Below are 20,080 nucleotides of genomic sequence, written 5' to 3' on the forward strand. Positions count from 1 at the left end.
TTATCCATTTAAAGCCAATCATCGGGACGCGGCCACGGCATGAGCGCGGAGAGCGCGTCCGTCACCGGTTCGGTCACCGTGTACCGGCCGCGGTGGAACAGCAGCGGCCGATCATCGGACGGCTCCCCGAGCGCGGTCACCCTGCCGACGACGACGTAGTGGTCACCCGCTTCGTGCACGGCTTCGAGCGTGCAGTCGATCCACGTCAAAGCCCCTGCCAGCAAAGGGGATCCGGACGGCGCGGGCGCCCAGTCGACCGACGCGAACTTGTCCGCGCCCCGGGCGCCGAACACCGCGCTGACATCCTGCTGATGCTCGGCGAGCACGTTGACGGCGAACCGGCCCGACTCGGCGAGCACCGTCCACGTCCGGGAAGTCTTGGCAGGACAGAAAAGCACCAGCGGCGGATCCAGGGAGAGCGCCGCGAACGACTGGCACGCGAAGCCCACCGGCGCCTCGCCGTCGTGCCCGGTCACCACCGCGACACCGGTGCAGAAGTGCCCGAGCACCGTCCGGAACCGCGCCGCGTCGATCCCCGATCCGATATCCGTCACCGGGGTCACGACTGACCTGATACTCGATGTGCGCCGACTGAAAAGTCGTGTCCCCACAACGAAACCGCCGTACTCTCTCGGGCGATCCAGCTCTCGTCGTCCACCTGACGTCCCTCGCAGCCGTATTCGACGTCGAAGCCACCGGGGGTCTTCATGTAGAACGAGAGCATCAGATCGTTGACGTGCCGCCCGAGGGTCGCCGACATCGGCACCTTCCGGCGGATGGCCCGGTCGAGACAGAGGCCGACGTCGTCGGTGTTCTCCACTTCGACCATGAGATGCACGATTCCGCTCGGGGTCGGCATCGGGAGGAACGCGAGACTGTGGTGACGCGGGTTGCAGCCGAAGAACCGCAGCCACGCGGGCGCGCCGTCGGCGGGCCTGCCGACCATCTGCGGCGGCAGTTTCATCGAGTCCCGCAACCGGAACCCGAGCACGTCACGATAGAACCGCAAAGACGCGTCATCGTCGTGGGTGGACAGGACGACGTGCCCGAGTCCTTGCTCGCCGGTCACGAACTTGTGGCCGTACGGGCTCACCACGCGCCGATGTTGCAGCGCGACGCCGTGGAAGACTTCGAGCGTGTTGCCGGAAGGGTCCTCGAAGGACACCAGGCCGTCGACGCGGCGATCGGCCAGTTGATCGGGCGTGCCTTCCTTGTACGGCACCGAGTGCGCGTCGAGCGAGTCCCGGATCTCGTCGAGTTCGCCGGCCGTGGCGACCTCCCAGCCCGCCACGGCGAGCCGGTCCTTTTCCCCGGGGAAGACCACGAGCCGCGCCGGAAAGTCGTCCATGCGCAGGTACAGCGCTTCCGGATTCGTACCGGAGCCCTCGACCATGCCGAGGACTTTCAGTCCGTATTCGCGCCACGCGGCCATGTCGGTGGCTTCGATGCGGAGGTAGGCGAGTGAACGGATACCCATCAGGAGGCTCCCAGGAAGTCGAGTGCCAGCCGGTTGAACTCGTCGAACTTCTCCAGCTGCGCCCAATGCCCGCAGCCGCCGAACACGTGCAGCTGGGCACGCGGGATGGTCTTGAGCGCGAGCAACGCGCCGTCGAGCGGGTTGACCCTGTCCTCCCTGCCCCAGATGAGCAGGACCCGCTGACGCAGGCGATGCGCCTCACGCCAGAGCATGCCCTCTTCGTAGGAATCGGACTGGGCGAACGATTTGCCCATCGCCTTCATCGCGGCGAGGGACTCGGGCGCGCTCGCGGCCGCGAACCGTTCGTCGATCAGTTCTTCGGTGATCAAGGACTGGTCGTGCACCATGATCCGCAGGAAGGCTTCGAGCTTCTCCCGGCTCGGCCCCGGCGGCGCACTGAACCGGCCCAGGTTCTTGATGCCCTCGGTCGGGTCAGGCGCGAACAGGTTGACGCTCAGGCCGCCCGGCCCCATCAGCACCAGCCGTCCGGCGCGCTTCGGATGGTTGAGCGCGAGCCGTACGGAGGCCCCGCCGCCGAGCGAGTTGCCGACGAAATGCGCCCGCTCGATGCCGAGTTCGTCCATCAACCCGACAACGGCGTCCGCGCTGTGCCGGAAGTACTGCGGATGCTCGGTCGGCTTGTCCGACCGGCCGAACCCGGGCTGGTCGATCGCCAGCGTCCGGTAGTTCTTGGCGAACACCGGCAGGTTGCGGCCGAAGTTGCTCCACGCCGACGCTCCCGGACCACCACCGTGCAGGAGGATCACCGTCTCCGGATGCTCCACGCCCGCTTCGTGGTAGTGCAGTTTCAGTCCATCTTGGACGGTGACGTACTTGCCTTCGGTCATCAGACCATCGCATTCTCGACGGGCAGCCCGAAGGCGCCGGTTCCGAACATGACGTACGCGCGCTCGGCGTCGTTCGCCGCGTGCACCCGGCCGGCGTGAGCGTCACGCCAGAACCGCTGGATCGGGGTGCCGGCCTTCAGCGCACGGCCGCCGGAGTTCTCGAAGAGCCTGTCGATCGCGAAGATCGCTCGCTCCGTGCCGCGGACCTGGTCGCGGCGGACCCGTAGCCGGGTGGGGAACGGAAGCTTCTCCCCCTTGCACGCCAGCTGGTACAGCTCGTCGATGTTGTGCGTCAGCTGGAGCCAGGCCGCGTCGATCTCGCTCGCCGCCTCGGCGATCCGCACCTTGGCGAACGGGTCCTCTTTGGACTGCTCCCCCGCGTACGCCGCGCGGACCCGCTTGCCCTGGTACTCGACGTGCGCGTCGTAGGCACCCTGCGCCATCCCGATGATGGGCGCGGTGATCGTGCTCGGATGCACCGAACCGTACGGCATCTTGTACAGCGGCCCGGGGTTGATCTCCTGGCCGGGCGTCTTGCACTTCGACGTCGCGATGAAGCTGAGCGCGCGGTGCTTCGGGACGAAGACGTCGTTCACGATGATGTCGTTGGACCCGGTGCCGCGCAGGCCCACGGTGTCCCAGACGTCTTCGATCGTGTAGTCGGAGATCGGCACCAGGTACGTGCAGAAATCGACGGGCTTGCCATCCTTGAACACCGGCCCGCCCAGCAGCACCCAGGTCGCGTGGTCGCAGCCGGAGGAGAAGCTCCAGCGCCCGCTGAGCCGGTAGCCGCCTTCGACGACGTCGGCCTTGCCCATCGGCGCGTACGACGACGAGATCCGGACGTCGACGTCGTCACCCCAGACGTCCTGCTGCGCCTGCGCCTCGAACAGGCCGAGGTGCCACGGGTGGACGCCGAGGATGGAGGCGACCCAGCCCGTGGACCCGCACGCGCTCGCGACGAGTTTGACGGCGGTGTAGAAGCTGACCGGGTCGGCTTCGAGACCACCGAAGGTCTTCGGCTGCAACAGCTTGAAGAAACCGGTCTCCTGCAGGGATTTGACGGATGCCTCGGGAACGCGCCTGGCGTCCTCCGCCTCCTGCGCCCGTTCCCGCAGGACCGGCAGCAGCTCCCGGATCCCCGCGATCACGTCCTGCGCGGCGTGCTCGCTCATATGCGTTCCCTCTCTCGCCATACTCCGTGAACCGGATCCAAGACTAGAACACGTTCTCGTTTTTGTCGACCGATCCCCGGTCGAGGGCGCTGTGCGCTCCAGCACGGCGGCCGGAAAACACGCAGTCGGCCAGCGAGAGACCGCTCACATAGGACCTAGAACAGATTCCCACCGCGGTCCGCCCCGCCGCGTAGAGACCACGGATCGGGACACCCGCGCCAGAACGCACGGCGCCGGTTTCCTCGTCCACCACCAGGCCGCCCAGCGTCAGCATCGGGCACGGATAGCCGAGGTTCGGCTTGATCGAGACGTCGATCAGCGAGTACGGCGCCCGGTCCAGCGGGCGCGCGAACTCCGCGGGCTTGCCGGTCGGATCCGCACCGGAACGCGACGCCTCGACACTGGCGACCAGCCCCGCCGGGTCCACACCCGCCTTGCGCGCGACGTCTTCCAGCGAACCCGCGACGACTCTTTGCCGCAGCAGGTAGCGCACCTGAAGTCCTTGGAACCACTGACTTTGCCCGCGCGCGTCCCGCTTGACCTCCCGGACTATGGCGTCGTCGACCAGCAGCCACCCGCGTCCTTCGTGGTCGGCGATCATGCGTTCGCCGACGGCCGCGCCGTACCGGGATTCGTCGATGATCCGGCCGCCCGTCTCGCTCACGAGCAGGCCGCCGAGGAACGCCGACGGCGGCGTGATGAACCGCCATGCGGAGATCCGCCCGAGTTCCGCGGTGGCTCCGCCGGCCTCGACCCCCATCCGGATCCCGGATCCGTCGTCGGCGGAGGTCCCGAGCGCCAGGCCGCCGCGATACGCGGGCGCGTGTTCGCGCACCATCTCGCGGTTCGCGATGAACCCGCCCGCCGCGAGGACGACCCCGCGCGAGGCGGATATCCGCAGCTCACGGCCGTAGCGGCGTTCGATCCGCTCCACCCGCCGATGCAGCGACTTCCGCAGTGACGGCACGTAGATCCCCGGTTTCGCGGCGTACGCGGCCAGCTTCCGATGCGTCGCCCGCACGCGCGCGGGAGCGTCCCGCAGGGTGGACACGACGACGCCGGTCACGGTCCCGTCGGCGTCCACGATCAGATTTCGGGCCGCGGTCTGCGGCAGCACCTGGATCCCCCGACGCCGGACAGCCTCCGCCAGGCGTTTCATCAGCAGTTTTCCCGAGGTCCCCGGGCCTTTGACCCGATGCCCGCGCGGCGCGGGCTTGGCCGCGTCGCGGAAGCCGCCCGCCGCCTCGCTGCCCGAGTAGTACAGATAGTGCTTGTCGCTCGGATACGACGTCTTATAAGGACAGAGACTGCCTTCGAAGGGCACGCCGTTGCCTTCCAGCCAGGAGATCATCTCCGTACTCCCCGCGCAGAACCGCCGCAGGGTCTCCTCGGAGACGACGTCGCCGACCTCCAGCCGCAGGTAGTCGTACATCGCGTCGACGCTGTCGTCGACGCCCGCGTCCCGCTGTTGCGCCGTCCCGCCACCGGCGTAGACGACACCTCCACTGACGGCGCTCGCGCCACCACCGGAAAACCGGTCCAGGATCAGCACCCTGGCTCCGGCGTCGGCGGCTTCGATCGCCGCACAGGCGCCGGCCGCCCCGAAGCCCACGATCACCACATCCGCGACGAGGGAGTCCATGACCCCACCCTAGAACTAGAACACGTTCTCGTCTATGGTGACTGGAGCAGCGCGAATGCTGCTACATGCTTCCTACAACGTGTTTCAGGTGAGGGGCGTATGGACTACGACGTGATCGTGGCGGGCAGTGGTGCCGCCGGGATGACCGCCGCACTGTCCGCAGCCCATCGGGGACTCGACGTCCTGGTCGTGGAGAAGGCCGCCCATTTCGGCGGCTCGACCGCGCGCTCCGGTGGCGGCGTCTGGATCCCGGGCAACCACGCGCTGCGTGCCGCAGGGATCTCCGAACCCCCGGAACGGGCGCACGAATACCTCGAATCGATCGTCGGTGACGTGGTCCCGGCGGAACTCCGGTCGGCTTTCCTCGACCGCGGCCCCGAGGTCTTGTCCTTCGTCTGCGACAAGACGCCGCTGCGCTTCCGCTGGGTCCGCGGCTACTCGGACTACCACCCGGAAGCGCCCGGCGGGCGGCCCGGCGGGCGGTCGGTCGAACCGGCCGCGTTCGACGGCAACCTGCTCGGACCGGAACTGGCGAATCTGGAGCCGCCGTACAGCGCTCCCCCGCTGGGCGTCCCGATCACCCAGGCGGACTACCGGTGGCTGAGCCTGCTCGCCCGACATCCGCGGGGCATCCTCCGCGTCCTCGGCCTCGGCGGACGCTGGCTCGTGGGCCGGATCCGGCGGCAGCGGCTCCTTTCCATGGGGCAAGCGCTTGCGGCCGGGCTGCGCGAGGGTCTCCGACGGGCGAACGTCCCCGTCTGGTTGAACACGCCGCTGGTGGACCTGAAGGTCGAGGGCGATCGCGTGGTCGGCGTCGTCGTCCGCCACGAGGGTGAAGAGAAACTGATCCGCGCGCGGCTCGGCGTCGTCCTCGGCGCGGGCGGGTTCGAGCGCAACGAGGAGATGCGGGTCAAGTACCAGCGCGCGCCCATCGGCACGGAGTGGACGGTCGGCGCCGAGGCCAACACCGGTGACGCCATCGACGCCGGGCTCAAACTCGGCGCGGCCGTCGACCTGATGGACGACGCCTGGTGGGGCCCGTCCATCCCGCTGACCGGCGGGCCGTGGTTCGCGCTCGCCGAGCGGTCGCGGCCGGGCTGCCTGATGGTCAACACGCGGGGCGAACGCTTCGTCAACGAGTCGGCGCCCTACGTCGAGGCCGTGCACGCGATGTACGGCGAGGGCGACGGGCCCGGCGAGAACATCCCGACCTGGCTGGTGTTCGACCAGCGCAACCGCAACCGGTACATGTTCACCGGCCTCGGCCCGCGCCAGCCGCTGCCCGGCCGCTGGTTCAAAGCGGGCATCGCGGTCAAAGCGAGCACGATCGCGAAACTCGCCGAGCGGATCGAAGTCCCGGCCGACGCGCTGGAGAACACCGTGCGGCGGTTCAACGGCTTCGCGAAGAGCGGCGTGGACGAGGACTTCCACCGCGGGCGCAGCGCGTACGACCACTACTACGGCGACCCGCGGAACAAGCCCAACCCGAGCCTGGGTCCGCTGGACGTCGCGCCGTACTACGCGGTGAAGATCGTGCCCGGCGACCTGGGCACCAAGGGCGGTTTGCGGACCGATCCGCACGCGCGCGTCCTGCGCGAAGACGGTTCGGTGATCGACGGACTTTACGCGGCGGGCAACACGAGCGCGGCGGTGATGGGCCGCACCTACGCGGGCCCCGGCGCGACGATCGGCCCGGCGATGGTGTTCGGCTACCTTGCGGCCGAGCACCTCGCGAAGCAAGATCACACCAAAGCGGGAGGCAGCCGATGACGACGGAATCCGTACGGCAGATCGACGCGGGCGCGCTCCCTTCGCGGTTCGCGCGCGGCTGGCACTGTCTCGGCCTGGCCGAGTCGTTCCGGGACGGGAAGCCGCACGCCATCACGGCGTTCGGGACGAAACTGGTGGTCTTCGCCGATTCGTCCGGCAAGCTGAACGTGCTCGACGGGTACTGCCGTCACATGGGCGGCGACCTCACGCAGGGCGAGGTCAAGGGCGACGAGATCGCCTGCCCGTTCCACGACTGGCGCTGGAACGGCAACGGCAAATGCGTCTCGATCCCCTACGCCAAGCGGGTTCCGCTCCGCGCGCGGACCAAGACGTGGCAGGTGCTGGAGGAGAACAAGCAGCTGTTCGTCTGGCACGACCCGGAAGGCAAGCCGCCGCCCGAGGACGTCGTCATCCCGCGGATAGAGGGCGTGTTCACCGGCGAGTGGAGCAACTGGACCTGGGACTCGGTGCTGATCGAGGGCTCCAACTGCCGCGAGATCATCGACAACATGGTCGACATGGCGCACTTCTTCTACATCCACTACGCCTTCCCGACCTACTTCAAGAACGTGTTCGAGGGGCACATCGCCACCCAGTACCTGAACACGAAGGGCCGTCCGGACAAGGGGATGGCGTCCAATTACGGCGGCGAGGAGAACCTGCTGCGGTCGGAGGCGTCGTACTTCGGGCCCTCGTACATGATCAACAAGCTGCTCAACACGTACCAGGGCTTCGAGATCGAGAACGTGCTGATCAACTGCCACTACCCGGTCACCGAGAACTCGTTCGTGCTCCAGTGGGGCGTGAGCGTGAAGAAGTTCGAGGGCGTCTCGGACGAGCACGCGGACAAGATCGCCGGCAAGTTCGCCAAGGGCATCGGCGTCGGCTTCCTGCAGGACGTGGAGATCTGGCGCAACAAGACGCGGATCGACAACCCGCTGCTGTGCGAGGAGGACGGGCCGGTCTACCAGCTGCGCCGCTGGTACGACCAGTTCTATGTGGACGCCGCCGACGTCACCGAGGACATGACTCAGCGCTTCGAGTTCGAAGTGGACACCAGCCGTGCCAACGAGGTCTGGGCGGCGGAGGTGGCCGAGAACCTGGCGAGGCAGCAGGCGGAAGAGGCCGGGGTGTGAAGCCCGAGACCGTCGAGTTCCTCACCGCCGGGCTGCGGCCGCTGAACTGCCGCGCTTGCGGGACCTGCGTGCTGGTCAAGAAGAGCAGCATGCAGCACACCAGCATCCAATGGACGAGCGACGCGTCCCGCAGCTGCCCGGTGTTCGCGGAACAGAAGGCTTCCGGCGCGCAGACGGCGTTGCTCGACACCTGCGGCAACCTCAGCGAAAGCATCGAGATCGCCTTGAAGGACGGACTGCTGGAGGTGCCCGAATGAGCGGTCCCGTCACCGTGACCGTGGCCGAGGTGATCACCGAGACGGCCGACGCGCGGTCGATCGTGTTCGAGATCCCGGCGGAGCACGTCTCCGTTTTCGCTTACACGCCAGGGCAGTTCCTCACCGTCCGGGTGCCGAGCGAGCGGACCGGGTCGGTGGCCCGCTGCTATTCGCTCTCCAGCGCGCCGCACGAGAACCGGGTCCAGGTCACCGTCAAACGCACCGCCGACGGCTACGGGTCGAACTGGCTCTGCGACAACCTCCGGGCGGGCCAGGAGGTCCAGGTCCTGCCGCCGGCCGGGGTGTTCAGCCCCGCGTCGCTCGACGAGGACTTCCTGCTGCTCGCGGGCGGCAGCGGCATCACGCCGGTGATGTCGATCCTGAAGTCCGCGCTGGAGCACGGGACCGGCAAGGTGGTGCTGCTCTACGCCAACCGCGACGAAGCGTCGGTGATCTTCGCGAAGGAGCTCGCGGACCTCGCCGGGAAGCATCCGGACCGGCTGGTCGTGGTGCACTGGCTGGAAAGCCTGCAAAGACGGCCGACCGAGGCGCACCTGCGCGCGCTGGTGGCGCCGTACACCGCGCACGAGGCCTTCATCTGCGGCCCCGGCCCGTTCATGGACGCCGCTCGCACGGTGCTCAAGGATCTCGGGCTGCCACGCAAACGGATCCACCTGGAACGGTTCCTGTCCCTCGGCGGGAACCCGTTCGAGGTGGCCGAGCCCGTCGCCGCCGAAGAGGCCGAGACCCCGGCGAAGGTCGAAGTCACCCTCGACGGCGAGACCAGGAACCTCGGCTGGCCGCGCCGGACGAAACTGCTGGACCTGTTGCTGGAGAACGGTTTCGACGCGCCGTATTCCTGCCGCGAGGGCCAGTGCAGCGCGTGTGCCTGCCGGATCACCTCCGGCGAGGTCAAGATGCTGCACAACGAGGTCCTCGACGGCGACGACATCGCCGAAGGCATCGTGCTGGCGTGCCAGTCCCTGCCGCTGACCGACGAGGTCACCGTCACCTACGAGTAGGAGTCTTCCCGTGCCCATCGATCCTTCGGTCGCGATCGGCGCCGACCTCGGCGAGGTGAGCTTCGCCTGGACCGCGTCGGACGTGCAGCTCTACCATCTGGCGCTGGGCGCCGGAGCGGATCCGATGAGCCCGCGAGAGCTGCGCTACACCTACGAGGACGGCCTCCAGGTGCTGCCGACGTTCGCCACCGTGGCGGCGAACCTGCGCGTGTTCGAACCGCCCGCGGTCTCCTTCCCCGGCGTCGAGGTCGACCTCGGGAAGGTGTTGCACGGCAAGCAGGAGGTGATCGCGCACCGGCCGATCCCGACCTCGGGCAAGGCCGTGGCGCGGACGAGGATCGTCGACGTCTTCGACAAGGGCAAGGCGGCCGTGATCGTGAACGAGACCGTCGCCACCGACTCCGACGGGACTCCACTGTGGACGCTGCGGTCGAGCATCTTCGCCCGTGGCGAAGGGGGTTTCGGCGGTGAACGCGGCCCGTCCGACCGCGTCGAACTCCCGTCGCGGGAACCGGACGCGGTCATCGACACCCCGACGCTCCCGCAGCAGGCGCTGCTCTACCGGCTCTGCGGGGACCGCAACCCCCTGCACGCCGACCCCGCGTTCGCCGCGGCGTCCGGGTTCGACAAGCCGATCCTGCACGGGCTGTGCACCTACGGCGTCATCGCGAAGGCCGTCACCGACGAGTTCCTCGACTGCGACACCTCCCGCGTCGCGTCGTTCTCGGCCAAGTTCGCCGGCGTCGTCTTCCCCGGCGAACCGCTGCGGACGCGCGTCTGGCGGGAGCAGGCCGGGCTGCTGATCACGACGTCGGCACCGGATCGGGACGAGGCACCCGTCCTTTCCGACACTTTCTTGACCACGACAGACTGAATCATCGTTCCCGCAGGTAGCGGGTCTGGCTAGACTCGGCCGGGTGCGCCCCTTGATCTCCGATCCGTATGCCGAACTCGGCCGGGACTACGCGCGATCAAGACGTCCGGACCCCAGGATCGCGGCCACCGTGACAGCCGCTCTCGGCGACGCGCGCTCGGTGGTCAACGTCGGCGCCGGCGCCGGTTCCTACGAGCCGGAAGACCGCGACGTGATCGCCGTCGAGCCGTCGTCACGGATGATCGCGCAGCGTCCCGGGGGTGCGGCTCCCGCCGTCCAGGCCTGCGCGGAAGGGCTCCCTTTCCGCGACAACGCCTTCGACGTCGCCCTGGCGGTGCTCACCGTGCACCACTGGACGGACGTGACCGCCGGGCTGGCCGAGTTGCGGCGCGTGTCCCGTCGCCAGGTGATCGTGACCTGGGACCAGGCGGTGTTCGCGCGGTTCTGGCTGGTGCGGGACTACCTGCCGGAGATCGCCGAGCACGAGAGCAGGCTGGCCTGCCTCGACAGGATCGTCGACGAGTTGCGCGCGGCGGGCGAGACACCCGAGGTCGCTCCGCTGCCGGTTCCCTCGGACTGCGTCGACGGATTCCTCGGCGCGTATTGGCGCAGGCCGGAGGCGTATCTGTCCGAGCGGGTGCGCGCGGGGATGTCCGGAGTGGCGCTGCTGGACCAGAACGTCGTCGCCGACGCCGTCGGCCGGTTGCGCGCCGACCTCGCCGACGGGCACTGGCACCGGCATCACGTCGGCCTGCTGGGCCGGACGGAACTCGACCTGGGATACCGGCTCGTCACCACCACGTGACTCAGTACACAGTGGACGGCTCTCGCCGCGTGGACGGCGGTCGACCTCCGCTGCGAGGCGTGGTATTCATGGCTTTCGTGACAGCGAGGACGGGGGCGGCATGACGGCGGAGTACTTCGTGGTCCGTGGCCAGGTGGAGAAGGGCGATCAGCGGGGCCGGGAACTGGGCTTCCCGACCGCCAACATCGCGCTGCGCGACCAAGACGGCCAGGTCGGCGACGGAGTGTGGGCGGGCTGGGCCGAACGCGCCGACGGCACGCGCATCGCGGCCGCGGTCTCGGTCGGCAGGCGCCCGACGTACTACGGCGCGGACGGCTACCGGCTCGTCGAGGCGCATCTGCTGGACTTCAGCGGCGACCTCTACGGCGAGGTGCTGACCGTGTGGCTGGGGCACCACCTGCGGGAGCAGAAGGCGTACCCGTCGTCGGAGGCGCTGATCGCCGCGCTCGACACCGACATCGCGGACGCGGGCAAGTGGGCCGCCGACAACCCGGCCGAGGGCCTGCCGGACGCGGGCGACGGCGAGGACGGCGTCGTCCGGCGCGTACCGCTCACCTGAGCTGCTGAGCGCATGTGATGCGAAAGCCACTTTCGCAACCTTCAACGTTGCGAAAGTGGCTTTCGCATCGCGCCTTCTTGGCCTCGCTCACGCCGGCACGTGCGGTGAAGGGCTCCTTCACTACCTTCAGGGTAGCTAAGGAGCCCTTCACTACTTCCGGCCTTGCCCTGTCGCGGATGTTGCGAAAGTGGCTTTCACAACACACGGGACGCAGCCGGCGCGTCCGCGTTTAGTCCTCTGAATGCGGCCGGGAAACGTCAGAGGGCCGCGCCCACCAGCATGTACCCCATCCCCACGCCCATGATCACCCGGCACACCCACCGCGACACCTGACCGGAGCGCTCGGTGCCCCGCGCAGCCAGGACACCGGCGCGCACCGCGTCCACCGCGAAATACGCGGCCACGGCACCGAAGACCAGCGAAAGCCACAGCGCCGAACCGCCGCCGGGGCCGGACATCACCAGCCACGGACCGTGAGAAACCTCGCTGTGTGGCATGAACGTCACCATGAACAGCATCGCGGCGGCGGAGACCGCGTGGTGCCCGCACGCGGCGTGCCCGGACCGCCGTCCCTTCCACCACGATACGGCGAACCAGCCCGCGGTCAGCGCCAGCACCGCCTGCCAGCCCGCCGCCGGGATCGGGCCGCCCACCGGGGACAGCATCGCGACCATGGCGACGACGAGCAGCAGCTCGGCGAGATCGCCGTTGCGGACCGCCGCGCCCTGGCGCCCGTAGTCCAGCCGGACGAGTCTCAGCACGCACGGCAGGACCAGCGCGGCGAACACCGCGGTCAGGGCCCACGCGACGACGAGTGGTCCAGACATGTCACCTCCTGGCCGGTATCCCTCTCACCGTCGCAGGTGGCGCACTAGTACACCATCGGGCATCGGGGTGATCTCAGCCCGCGGTCAAGACCAGTCCGCTCGTAGGTACGCCGGTTCCGGCTGTCACCAGCACCCGGGAAGCCCCGTCGACCTGGTTGACGGCGTCGCCCCGCAGCTGCCGGACCCCTTCGGCGATCCCATTCATCCCGTGGATGTAGGCCTCCCCCAGCTGCCCGCCGTGCGGGTTGAGCGGGAGTTTCCCGTCGAGCTCCAGGGTCCCATCGCCGATGAAGTCCTTGGCCTCACCCTTCCCGCAGAAGCCGAGTTCTTCCAGCTGCATCAGGACATAGGGGGTGAAGTGGTCGTAGAGCACGGCGAGATCCATGTCGCCGGGCCCGAGGCCGGACTGCTCCCACAGCTGCCGTCCGACGACCCCCATCTCGGGCAGCGCGGGGAGGTCGTCTCGGTAGTAGCTGGTCATCACGTACTGGTCCGGACCACTCCCCTGCGCGGCCGCCGCGATCACGGCAGGCCGGTGCGGCAGGTCCCGCGCCCGTTCGGCGCTGGTGATCACCAGCGCGACCCCGCCGTCGCTCTCCTGGCAGCAGTCCAGCAGGTGCAGCGGTTCGGCGACCCAGCGGGAGGCTTGATGGTCTTCGAGCGTGATCGGCTTGCCGTGGAACCAGGCCTTCGGGTTCGTCGCCGCGCGGGCGCGGTCGATCACGGCCACCCGGCCGAAGTCCTCGCTGGTCGCGCCGTACTCGTGCATGTAGCGCCGGGCGAGCATGGCGACGGTCGCGGCCGGGGTCGCGATCCCCATCGGGTAGTGGAACGCGTTGTCGACCCCGGAGGAGTTCACCTGCCCCGCCGCGGCGGAGGACACCTGCCCGAACCGCATCCCTGACCGTTCGTTGAACGCCCGGTACGCGACGACGAGGTCCGCGACGCCGGTCGCGACGGCCATCGCGGCCTGCTGCACGGTCGCCGCCGCCGCTCCGCCGCCGTAGTGGATCCGGCTGAAGAACTTGAGCTCCGGGATGCCGAGTTCCCGCGCCACGGCGATCTCGCTGTTGCCGTCCATGGTGAAGGACACCAGTCCGTCCACATCGGACGGAGAGAGCCCGGCGTCCTTGAGCGCGCTCGAGACCGCCTCCGACGCCAAGCGCAGCTCGCTGCGCCCGGAATCCTTGGAGAACTCCGTCGCGCCGATCCCGGCGATCGCCGCCCGTCCGGACAGGGTCATCACTCGCCTCCCAGCGTGAGCGCCACGGTGCCCACCACATGCTCGCCGAGACTGTCCACACCGGACACCGAGATCACCACGTCGTCACCGTCCCGTTCCGTGACCCGGCCGGTGAAGGTCAGTGTGTCGTAGGCGTAGCAGGGCACGCCGAGCCGGATCTTGATCGATCGCACGAAAGCCTCCGGTCCCGCCCAGTCGGTGACGAATCGTTGCACCAGGCCGGTGTCGGTGAGGATGTTGACGAAAATGTCCTTCGACCCGCGCCGCACGGCGGCGTCACGGTCGTGGTGGACGTCCTGGAAATCCCGGGTCGCCACCGCGGTGCTCACCACGAAGGTCGGGGTGGCCTCGATCGTCAGCGGCGGCAGCTCGGTGCCGACCGAACAGTCCTTCATCGCGCGACCCTCCAAGCGGGCAACGTCAGTTCCTCGTCGACCTTCACGAAAGCCGCTTCCACGCCGAGTCCGATGTGGACGGACTCCGGATCCGCGTCGAGCAGTTCGCCCATCACCCGGACGCCCTCCTCCAGTTCGACGAGCGCGACCACGAACGGCAGATCCTTGCCGGGCACCTTCGGATGGTGGTGCACCACGTAGCTGTAGACCGTCCCCCGTCCGCAGGCGACGACGTAGTCCGGCTTGGCGTCGAGGTCACCGTCCGGCGGCATCGGACCGGGCGGATGCCGCAAGGTCTCACCCCACCGCTGGATCCGCAGTTCCCCTTCACGCAACCCTGCCCAGAAGAACTCGGTGTCCTTGCTGATCACCGGCCGCAGGACCGGGGCCGCCTGCTTCGCGGGCTCGGCGCCCGGCGGACGGAACTTCAGCACCCGGAATACCATGTCCGCGACGGCCTCGTCACCGACGTACCAGGTGGTCTTCGTGGTCACGAACCAGCCTTCGCCCAGCGCGGTGCGTTTCGGCCCGACGACGCTTTCGAGTTTCGCGGTCGCCTCGACGCGTTCGCCGTGCCGCAGATAGCGGAAGTAGTTCTGCTCGGAGTTGGTCGCGACGACCGAGGTGAACCCGGCTTCGTCGAGCACCTCCATCATCGCGCCGAGCGGGTCGTCCGAAGCCCTCGTCCAGTGCAGCCCGCCCATTGTCCACACCTGCGCCATCGCGGGCGGCGCGACCAGTCCCTTGTGGACACTTCCGGCGGCGAACTCCTCGTCGACGTACACCGGATTGCGGTCGCCGATGGCTTCGACCCAGTTGTTGACCATCGCCTGGTTGACCGCGTCACGGGCGGCCCTCGGCGCGGATTCCCCTTGTGCGGCGATGCGTTCCGCCGCTTCCTGGATGCTCATCGCGGCACCCTCGGCAGGCCGAGGCCGGCGGTGGCGATCAGTTCGCGCTGGATCTCGTTGACACCGCCACCGAAGGTCAGCACCAGATTGCGTTTGGCCACCACGTCCAGCCATTGCGCCAGTTCCGCGGTTTCGGCGTCGGCCTGATCGCCGTGTCGCGCCACGATCTCCTCCAGTCTCCTGGCCAGCCGCTGGATGCGTTCGGAACCGAAGATCTTGGTGGCCGAAGCGTCGGCCACCGCCACCGGTCCGGTCGCGATCGAGGCCGCGACCTGCCAGTTCAGCAGTTCGTTGACCCGGGCGGTCGCCAGGGTTTCCGCGAGTACGCCGCGGACGTCGGGCAGCTGGAGCAACGGGGTGCCGTCCGGGGTCTTCCGGGACGCCGCCCAGTCGCGGACTCGGTCGTGGAGGCCGCCGACGCGCCCGGCCGGGCCGAGCATGACGCGTTCGTGGTTCAGCTGGGTGGTGATCAGCCGCCAGCCCTCGTTCTCCTTGCCCACCAGCATGTTCGCGGGCACCCGGACGTCCGAGTAGTAGGTGGCGTTCACGTGGTGCGCGCCGTCGCAGGTGATGATCGGCGTCCACGAGTAACCGGGATCCCGGGTGTCCATGATGAGGATCGAGATCCCCTTGTGCTTCGGCGCGTCCGGCGCGGTCCGCACGGCCAGCCAGATGTAGTCGGCGTCATGCCCGCCCGTGGTGAAGATCTTCTGGCCGTTGACGATGTACTCGTCCCCTTCGCGCACCGCCGTCATGCGCAGCGACGCGAGGTCCGTTCCCGCGTCGGGTTCGGTGTAGCCGATGGCGAAATGCACCTCGCCCGCGAGGATCTTGGGCAGGAACAAGGACTTCTGTTCCTCGGTGCCGAAGGCCTGCAATGTCGGCCCGACGGTCTGCAGCGTCACCGACGGCAGCTGCACGTCGGCCCGGGCGGCCTCGTCGACGAACAGGTGCTGCTCGATCTCGCCGAAACCCCGGCCGCCGTACTGTTCCGGCCAGCCGACGCCGAGCCAGCCGTCGCGGCCCATCCGCCGCACGATCTCGCGGTACACCGGTCCGTGCCGCTCGCGCAGCATCGCGCGCCGCTCGTCGGCGCTCACCAGGCCGGCGAAGTACTTTCGCAGTTCTGCGCGCAACTGGTGCTGCGCAGCGGTCAGTTCGATCAGCATTCTCACCCCGCCACCTGTTCGCCCAACGCGGCCAGCCGATGCGAGGCGCCGCCGAGCGTTCGTCCCAGATCCTTGACCGCCGACGAGAACCGGTGCAGTGGATACGTTTCGTCCACGCCGATCCCGCCGTGCAGGTGATGGCAGACGGCCAGCGCCCCGGGCGCCTCCTCCGCCAGCCAATACGCCGCGATGTCCAGTTCCGCCTCGGCGTCGAGCCCCGCCGCGAGCCGCCAGACCGCCGACCGCGCGGCCAGCTGGACGGTCCTCGACGCGACGTAGACGTCCGCGATCTGTTGCGCCACCGCCTGGAACGCCGCCAGCGGGCGCCCGAACTGTTCGCGTTCGCCGATGTGCTTGGTGGTCAGCGCGAGCGCGCCGGCGAGCAGCCCGTCGCCGAAGGCCACCGAGCCCGCGAGCGCGAACCGGTGCAGGGCCGCGATCGATTCGCCGGGCCCGTGCCCGTTGAGGAGATCGGCGTCGGTGACGGTCACGGAATCCAGCGTCATCGTGTAGTCCGGTGTGCCGGAAGAGGTTCTCGTCGGGGTCAGCGTCACGCCGTCGGCCCGGGGATCGACGAGGAAGACGCCGGTGCCGCCGGGCAGCGAGACGGGCGTCAGGATCCTGGTCGCTTCCGCCGCGAACGGCACGCCGACCTTGACCCCGCTCAGCCGCCAATCCCCGGCCGATTCCGCGACGGTCGCGGGCCGGGTGGTGAACGGCGCGGAAGGTTCGTGCAGCGCGGCGGTGAGCACGGATTCGCCCGCGGCGACCGGCGGGAGCAGCGCCGCACGCTGGTCCGGGCCGCCGAGCGCCGTGATTGGAAGGACCCCGAAGGCGAGCGTCGCCAGCGCGGGCGCCGGCGAGGCGACGCGGCCGAGTTCGGTCAGCACCAAGGCGACTTCGGCGACGCCGAGGCCGTCACCGCCGAGTTCGGCGGGCAGTGCCAGGGCGAGCAGACCGGCGTCGGCGAGCGCGCGCCACGTGTCCGCGGGCTCGCGCTCCTTGCCGAGCACACCCGCGGTCAGCGCGATGACCTCGGTCTGCGTCTCGTCGAACTGGAAGTCCACACTGGCTCCTCACCGGGGCGAACGGGCACAATACTGAAACCTGTTCTAGTCTTATCCGGAAGGAGGCCCGACGGCAAGGGGGAGGATCTAGGAGGTGGCTTTCAGTAGTTCCTCGAGAGCGTCCGGGAAGTGGTCGGCGAGCGGCCACAGGTCTCCGGTCAGTTCGCGCGCGCCGAGCAGCCCGACGTCGACCCGGCCCGCGTTGGACAGCACGGTGACGTTGAGCCCGGCACCGTGGAACACCGGCCCGAGCGGGTAGAGCCCGGTGATCCGGCAGCCCAGCAGGTACAGCGGCATCGGCGGACCGGGCACATTGGACACCACCAGGTTGTGCACCACCGGATGCCGTTCGGCCAGGCGCAGCGCGGAATACGCGCGCACCGCGAGGCCGAACATGGTCGCCGCGGAAAACTGGGCCCAGTCCTGGAGCATGTCGGCGTGGATGTCGTGGTGGTGATCCTTGGACTGCCGGTTCGATTCCGCGAGCATGAACACGCGCGCGGCGGGATCCTCCAGATGGGTGGGCAGCGAGGCGAAGAACGCCGAGACCTTGTTGCTGCCGTGGTCGCGTTCGGTGCGTTCGTGCACCGACACCGGCACGGTCGCCACCAGCGGATCTTCCGGCAGTTCCCCGCGATCGCTCAGAAACCGGCGCAGTGCACCGGCGACGACGGCCAGGACGACGTCGTTGACCGTCACTCCGAAGGCGTTCTTGATCTGTTTGACCTCGTCGAGGTCGAGAGAGGTGTAAGCGACGCTTCGGTGTGCGGTGATCGTCCCGTTGAACGACGTGCGCGGCGCGGTGAACGGGACCGGCATCCCCTTGCCCTGCAACGCTTTGCCGAGCCATTTCGGGACGAGTCCGAGCAGGTCCGGCAGTAGTTTGACGAGCTCGGCCGGGCGTTTCGCGAACGAAGTCAGCCCTTCGCCGAGCAGCGCGCGCCTGCCGGGGACGCCTCCGTTGTGGCGTTCGTCTCGCGCGATCTCCGGCGGCGGCGCGTCCGGTTCGAGACCGGCGAGATAGGTGATCAGGCTGGCGCCGCCGACCCCGTCGACGCTGGCGTGGTGCATCTTCAGCAGGACCGCGATCCCGCCGTCCGCCAGGCCTTCGATGACGTACAACTGCCAGAGCGGCTGCGCGCGGTCCAGTCGTTGTCCCGCGATGTGGGCGCAGAGGTCGGCCAGTTCCCGCCGGTCACCGGGCGCGGGTACGCCGATCCGGTGAACGTGGGCTTCGAGGTCGAAGTCCTCGTCCTCGACCCAGACCGGATGTGTCAGGTTCCAGAGTGGATTGTGCAGCTTGCGCCGGAATGCCGGGATCAGCTCGACGCGTTCGGCCAGTTTCTCCTTGAAGCGCTCGAAGTCGTAGCCGCCGGGCATCGTCGAACCGTCGAGGGTGAGCAGCCCGCACACATGCAGGACCTGGGCCGGTGTCTCCAGGTAGAGAAAACTCGCGTCGAGACCACTCAATCTCTGCATAAGAATCACCTTAAGTGAACTTTGCAACCGGTTCTAGGCGGTCACCCGGCGGTAGGATCGGTGCCCATGCAACCGAGTTTCGTCGTCCGTCAGGCACTCCAGCTCGCGCTCACCGCGAACGCGCTGAAGCCGCCGAGAGGGGCCCGGACGGCGGTTCCGGCGTTCTTCGCGGGCTGGCTCACCGGAGAGCTGGCCCCGCATCTGCTCGCGCTCACCGCGGCCGACGCGGCGGCGCACGTCGCGCGGCACCGGGGCGGGTCGAGCAAGGCCGGTCTCGCGCTCGCGACGGCGTCGGCGGCCGGGCTCGGCACGCTGATCGCGCAGTCCCAGCGGGCCCGGGGCGAGATCGAGTCCGCGCTCACCGAAGGCATCGGCAAGGCCTACGCCGACGAACTCGAGCACCCGCCGAGCCCGACCGACCTCGCGACCCCGTGGGGTCAGCTGGCCATGCCGTTCCGCATGCGCGACCCGGAAGTCCGGCGGACACGAAATATCGCCTACGCGCCCGGCGGGAAGCGGTTCTTGCTCGACGTCTACGCCCCGCGCGAACCGGTCACCGGCGCGCCGATCCTGCTGCAGGTGCACGGCGGCGCGTGGGTGATCGGCAACAAGGACCAGCAGGGTCTGCCGCTGATGTTGCACATGGCCAAACGCGGCTGGATCTGTATCGCGATCAACTACCCGCTCTCCCCCGCCGCCCGCTGGCCGGCGCACATCATCGCGGCGAAACGCGCGCTGGCCTGGATCCGGGACAACGCCGAGTCCTACGGTGGCGACCCGTCGTTCGTCGCCGTCACCGGGGGTTCGGCGGGCGGGCATCTCGCGGCGCTTCTGGCACTGACCGCGAACGACCCCGCGCTGCAGCCCGGCTTCACCGAGGCGGACACGAGCGTCCAGGCGTGCGCCCCGCACTACGGCGTGTACGACTTCGCCGCGACCAGCGGGCGGCGATCCAGCCAGACCCGGCTGAAGACCCTGATCGCCCGGCACGTCTTCGAGGCGGACAGGGATCCGGTGAACTTCCTCGACGACTACATCGCGGCGTCACCGCTGGACCGGATCACCGAGGACGCGCCCCCGTTCTTCGTGATCCACGGCGTCCACGACTCGCTGGTGCCGGTGGGCGAGGCCCGCGAATTCGTGCGGCGCCTGCGGGAGAAGTCCCGGCGTGAGGTCGCGTACGCGGAGATCTCCGGCGCGCAGCACGCCTTCGACGTCTTCCCCTCGATCCGCAGCGCGCACGTCGTCCGCGGGGTGGAGCGGTTCCTGGAGTGGAGCCACCGCACCTGGCGGCGGTCCGGGGAGGCACCGCACTCACGTGATCAGACCCGGAACTCACGTGATTGAGCACGGGACTCGCGTGCTTGAAGCCGGAACTCGCGTGATCAGAGGCCGCACACCCGAGTTCCGGCTCTGATCACGCG

Annotated in this window: 20 protein-coding genes; 8 read left to right on the forward strand and 12 right to left on the reverse strand. The window is 68.9% G+C overall.

Features of this window, described 5'->3' with window-relative positions; all coding sequences use genetic code 11:
* Positions 1-8 precede the first annotated feature (8 nt).
* From hsaB to ACFWMR_RS21140, 5 genes are read right to left on the reverse strand one after another with little or no spacing between them, the layout of a single operon-like run.
* Positions 9-563 carry a 3-hydroxy-9,10-secoandrosta-1,3,5(10)-triene-9,17-dione monooxygenase reductase subunit gene (gene hsaB, locus ACFWMR_RS21120; RefSeq protein ID WP_378379577.1) on the reverse strand — a complete coding sequence of 185 codons (555 nt, stop codon included), beginning with the start codon at positions 561-563 and terminating at the stop codon, positions 9-11.
* On the reverse strand, positions 560-1,477 hold the full coding sequence (gene hsaC / locus ACFWMR_RS21125; protein WP_093932667.1) for an iron-dependent extradiol dioxygenase HsaC: 918 nt from the start codon (positions 1,475-1,477) through the stop codon (positions 560-562). Before hsaC ends, hsaB begins: the two co-directional genes overlap by 4 nt.
* Positions 1,477-2,325 carry a 4,5:9,10-diseco-3-hydroxy-5,9,17-trioxoandrosta-1(10),2-diene-4-oate hydrolase gene (gene hsaD, locus ACFWMR_RS21130; protein ID WP_378379578.1) on the reverse strand — a complete coding sequence of 283 codons (849 nt, stop codon included), beginning with the start codon at positions 2,323-2,325 and terminating at the stop codon, positions 1,477-1,479. The genes hsaC and hsaD overlap by 1 nt, the downstream gene beginning before the upstream one ends.
* A complete protein-coding gene (gene hsaA, locus ACFWMR_RS21135) occupies positions 2,325-3,500 on the reverse strand; it encodes a 3-hydroxy-9,10-secoandrosta-1,3,5(10)-triene-9,17-dione monooxygenase oxygenase subunit (protein ID WP_378379579.1) in 1,176 nt (391 codons plus the stop codon). Before hsaA ends, hsaD begins: the two co-directional genes overlap by 1 nt.
* Positions 3,501-3,543: 43 nt before the next feature.
* Entirely contained in the window at positions 3,544-5,142 is a 1,599-nt protein-coding gene (locus ACFWMR_RS21140) for an FAD-binding protein (RefSeq protein ID WP_378379581.1), read from the reverse strand.
* A gap of 99 nt (positions 5,143-5,241) precedes the next feature.
* On the opposite strand from ACFWMR_RS21140, the gene kstD reads away from it, so the two are divergent.
* The 7 genes from kstD to ACFWMR_RS21175 all read left to right on the forward strand — a co-directional run bounded on the left by kstD (position 5,242) and on the right by ACFWMR_RS21175 (position 11,565).
* Complete coding sequence (kstD, locus tag ACFWMR_RS21145; protein ID WP_378379582.1) at positions 5,242-6,912, forward strand: 3-oxosteroid 1-dehydrogenase; 1,671 nt, start codon at positions 5,242-5,244, stop codon at positions 6,910-6,912.
* Positions 6,909-8,048, forward strand: a complete 1,140-nt coding sequence (locus ACFWMR_RS21150; RefSeq protein WP_378379584.1) for a Rieske 2Fe-2S domain-containing protein — start codon at positions 6,909-6,911, stop codon at positions 8,046-8,048. Before kstD ends, ACFWMR_RS21150 begins: the two co-directional genes overlap by 4 nt.
* Positions 8,045-8,305, forward strand: coding sequence for a hypothetical protein (locus tag ACFWMR_RS21155; RefSeq protein ID WP_093932673.1), 261 nt, complete (start codon positions 8,045-8,047; stop codon positions 8,303-8,305). The genes ACFWMR_RS21150 and ACFWMR_RS21155 overlap by 4 nt, the downstream gene beginning before the upstream one ends.
* Complete coding sequence (locus tag ACFWMR_RS21160; RefSeq protein WP_378379585.1) at positions 8,302-9,327, forward strand: 2Fe-2S iron-sulfur cluster-binding protein; 1,026 nt, start codon at positions 8,302-8,304, stop codon at positions 9,325-9,327. Before ACFWMR_RS21155 ends, ACFWMR_RS21160 begins: the two co-directional genes overlap by 4 nt.
* A gap of 10 nt (positions 9,328-9,337) precedes the next feature.
* On the forward strand, positions 9,338-10,201 hold the full coding sequence (locus tag ACFWMR_RS21165; RefSeq protein ID WP_378379586.1) for a MaoC/PaaZ C-terminal domain-containing protein: 864 nt from the start codon (positions 9,338-9,340) through the stop codon (positions 10,199-10,201).
* Positions 10,202-10,253: 52 nt separating this feature from the next.
* Positions 10,254-11,006 (forward strand): class I SAM-dependent methyltransferase, encoded by a 753-nt coding sequence (locus ACFWMR_RS21170; RefSeq protein ID WP_378277522.1) that lies wholly within the window; start codon positions 10,254-10,256, stop codon positions 11,004-11,006.
* Positions 11,007-11,106: 100 nt separating this feature from the next.
* Positions 11,107-11,565 (forward strand): riboflavin kinase, encoded by a 459-nt coding sequence (locus ACFWMR_RS21175; RefSeq protein WP_378379587.1) that lies wholly within the window; start codon positions 11,107-11,109, stop codon positions 11,563-11,565.
* A gap of 257 nt (positions 11,566-11,822) precedes the next feature.
* Here the strand turns inward: ACFWMR_RS21175 and ACFWMR_RS21180 are convergent, their stop codons facing one another.
* The 7 genes from ACFWMR_RS21180 to ACFWMR_RS21210 form a co-directional block, all read right to left on the reverse strand.
* Positions 11,823-12,392 (reverse strand): DUF5134 domain-containing protein, encoded by a 570-nt coding sequence (locus ACFWMR_RS21180; protein WP_378379588.1) that lies wholly within the window; start codon positions 12,390-12,392, stop codon positions 11,823-11,825.
* A 73-nt stretch (positions 12,393-12,465) separates the two neighbouring features.
* Positions 12,466-13,635: a lipid-transfer protein gene (locus ACFWMR_RS21185; RefSeq protein WP_378379589.1), complete on the reverse strand. Its 1,170-nt coding sequence runs from the start codon at positions 13,633-13,635 to the stop codon at positions 12,466-12,468.
* The gene (locus ACFWMR_RS21190; protein WP_378379590.1) at positions 13,635-14,030 is read right to left on the reverse strand and encodes a MaoC family dehydratase; all 396 of its coding nucleotides are present in this window, start codon (positions 14,028-14,030) and stop codon (positions 13,635-13,637) included. The genes ACFWMR_RS21185 and ACFWMR_RS21190 overlap by 1 nt, the downstream gene beginning before the upstream one ends.
* Positions 14,027-14,941 carry a bifunctional MaoC family dehydratase N-terminal/OB-fold nucleic acid binding domain-containing protein gene (locus ACFWMR_RS21195; RefSeq protein WP_378379591.1) on the reverse strand — a complete coding sequence of 305 codons (915 nt, stop codon included), beginning with the start codon at positions 14,939-14,941 and terminating at the stop codon, positions 14,027-14,029. The genes ACFWMR_RS21190 and ACFWMR_RS21195 overlap by 4 nt, the downstream gene beginning before the upstream one ends.
* Positions 14,938-16,110 (reverse strand): acyl-CoA dehydrogenase family protein, encoded by a 1,173-nt coding sequence (locus tag ACFWMR_RS21200; protein WP_378379592.1) that lies wholly within the window; start codon positions 16,108-16,110, stop codon positions 14,938-14,940. Before ACFWMR_RS21200 ends, ACFWMR_RS21195 begins: the two co-directional genes overlap by 4 nt.
* Positions 16,111-16,112: 2 nt before the next feature.
* Positions 16,113-17,177 (reverse strand): acyl-CoA dehydrogenase family protein, encoded by a 1,065-nt coding sequence (locus ACFWMR_RS21205; RefSeq protein WP_378379593.1) that lies wholly within the window; start codon positions 17,175-17,177, stop codon positions 16,113-16,115.
* 87 nt (positions 17,178-17,264) lie between these two features.
* On the reverse strand, positions 17,265-18,656 hold the full coding sequence (locus ACFWMR_RS21210) for a WS/DGAT/MGAT family O-acyltransferase (protein WP_378379594.1): 1,392 nt from the start codon (positions 18,654-18,656) through the stop codon (positions 17,265-17,267).
* A gap of 66 nt (positions 18,657-18,722) precedes the next feature.
* On the opposite strand from ACFWMR_RS21210, the gene ACFWMR_RS21215 reads away from it, so the two are divergent.
* On the forward strand, positions 18,723-20,003 hold the full coding sequence (locus ACFWMR_RS21215; protein ID WP_378379595.1) for an alpha/beta hydrolase fold domain-containing protein: 1,281 nt from the start codon (positions 18,723-18,725) through the stop codon (positions 20,001-20,003).
* Positions 20,004-20,080 lie beyond the last annotated feature (77 nt).

This window comes from Amycolatopsis thailandensis (genome assembly GCF_042723255.1).
GTDB lineage: Bacteria > Actinomycetota > Actinomycetes > Mycobacteriales > Pseudonocardiaceae > Amycolatopsis > Amycolatopsis thailandensis.

Excerpts from the sequence above, each read along its gene's own strand:
- ACFWMR_RS21160 (WP_378379585.1), top strand. The coding sequence starts at position 8,302 with ATGAGCGGTCCCGTCACCGTGACCGTGGCCGAGGTGATCACCGAGACG.
- ACFWMR_RS21185 (WP_378379589.1), bottom strand. The coding sequence starts at position 13,635 with ATGACCCTGTCCGGACGGGCGGCGATCGCCGGGATCGGCGCGACGGAG.
- ACFWMR_RS21140 (WP_378379581.1), bottom strand. The coding sequence starts at position 5,142 with ATGGACTCCCTCGTCGCGGATGTGGTGATCGTGGGCTTCGGGGCGGCC.
- hsaA (WP_378379579.1), bottom strand. The coding sequence starts at position 3,500 with ATGAGCGAGCACGCCGCGCAGGACGTGATCGCGGGGATCCGGGAGCTG.
- ACFWMR_RS21175 (WP_378379587.1), top strand. The coding sequence starts at position 11,107 with ATGACGGCGGAGTACTTCGTGGTCCGTGGCCAGGTGGAGAAGGGCGAT.
- ACFWMR_RS21150 (WP_378379584.1), top strand. The coding sequence starts at position 6,909 with ATGACGACGGAATCCGTACGGCAGATCGACGCGGGCGCGCTCCCTTCG.
- ACFWMR_RS21210 (WP_378379594.1), bottom strand. The coding sequence starts at position 18,656 with ATGCAGAGATTGAGTGGTCTCGACGCGAGTTTTCTCTACCTGGAGACA.
- ACFWMR_RS21180 (WP_378379588.1), bottom strand. The coding sequence starts at position 12,392 with ATGTCTGGACCACTCGTCGTCGCGTGGGCCCTGACCGCGGTGTTCGCC.
- ACFWMR_RS21195 (WP_378379591.1), bottom strand. The coding sequence starts at position 14,941 with ATGAGCATCCAGGAAGCGGCGGAACGCATCGCCGCACAAGGGGAATCC.
- ACFWMR_RS21215 (WP_378379595.1), top strand. The coding sequence starts at position 18,723 with ATGCAACCGAGTTTCGTCGTCCGTCAGGCACTCCAGCTCGCGCTCACC.
- ACFWMR_RS21200 (WP_378379592.1), bottom strand. The coding sequence starts at position 16,110 with ATGCTGATCGAACTGACCGCTGCGCAGCACCAGTTGCGCGCAGAACTG.
- kstD (WP_378379582.1), top strand. The coding sequence starts at position 5,242 with ATGGACTACGACGTGATCGTGGCGGGCAGTGGTGCCGCCGGGATGACC.
- hsaC (WP_093932667.1), bottom strand. The coding sequence starts at position 1,477 with ATGGGTATCCGTTCACTCGCCTACCTCCGCATCGAAGCCACCGACATG.
- ACFWMR_RS21190 (WP_378379590.1), bottom strand. The coding sequence starts at position 14,030 with ATGAAGGACTGTTCGGTCGGCACCGAGCTGCCGCCGCTGACGATCGAG.
- hsaD (WP_378379578.1), bottom strand. The coding sequence starts at position 2,325 with ATGACCGAAGGCAAGTACGTCACCGTCCAAGATGGACTGAAACTGCAC.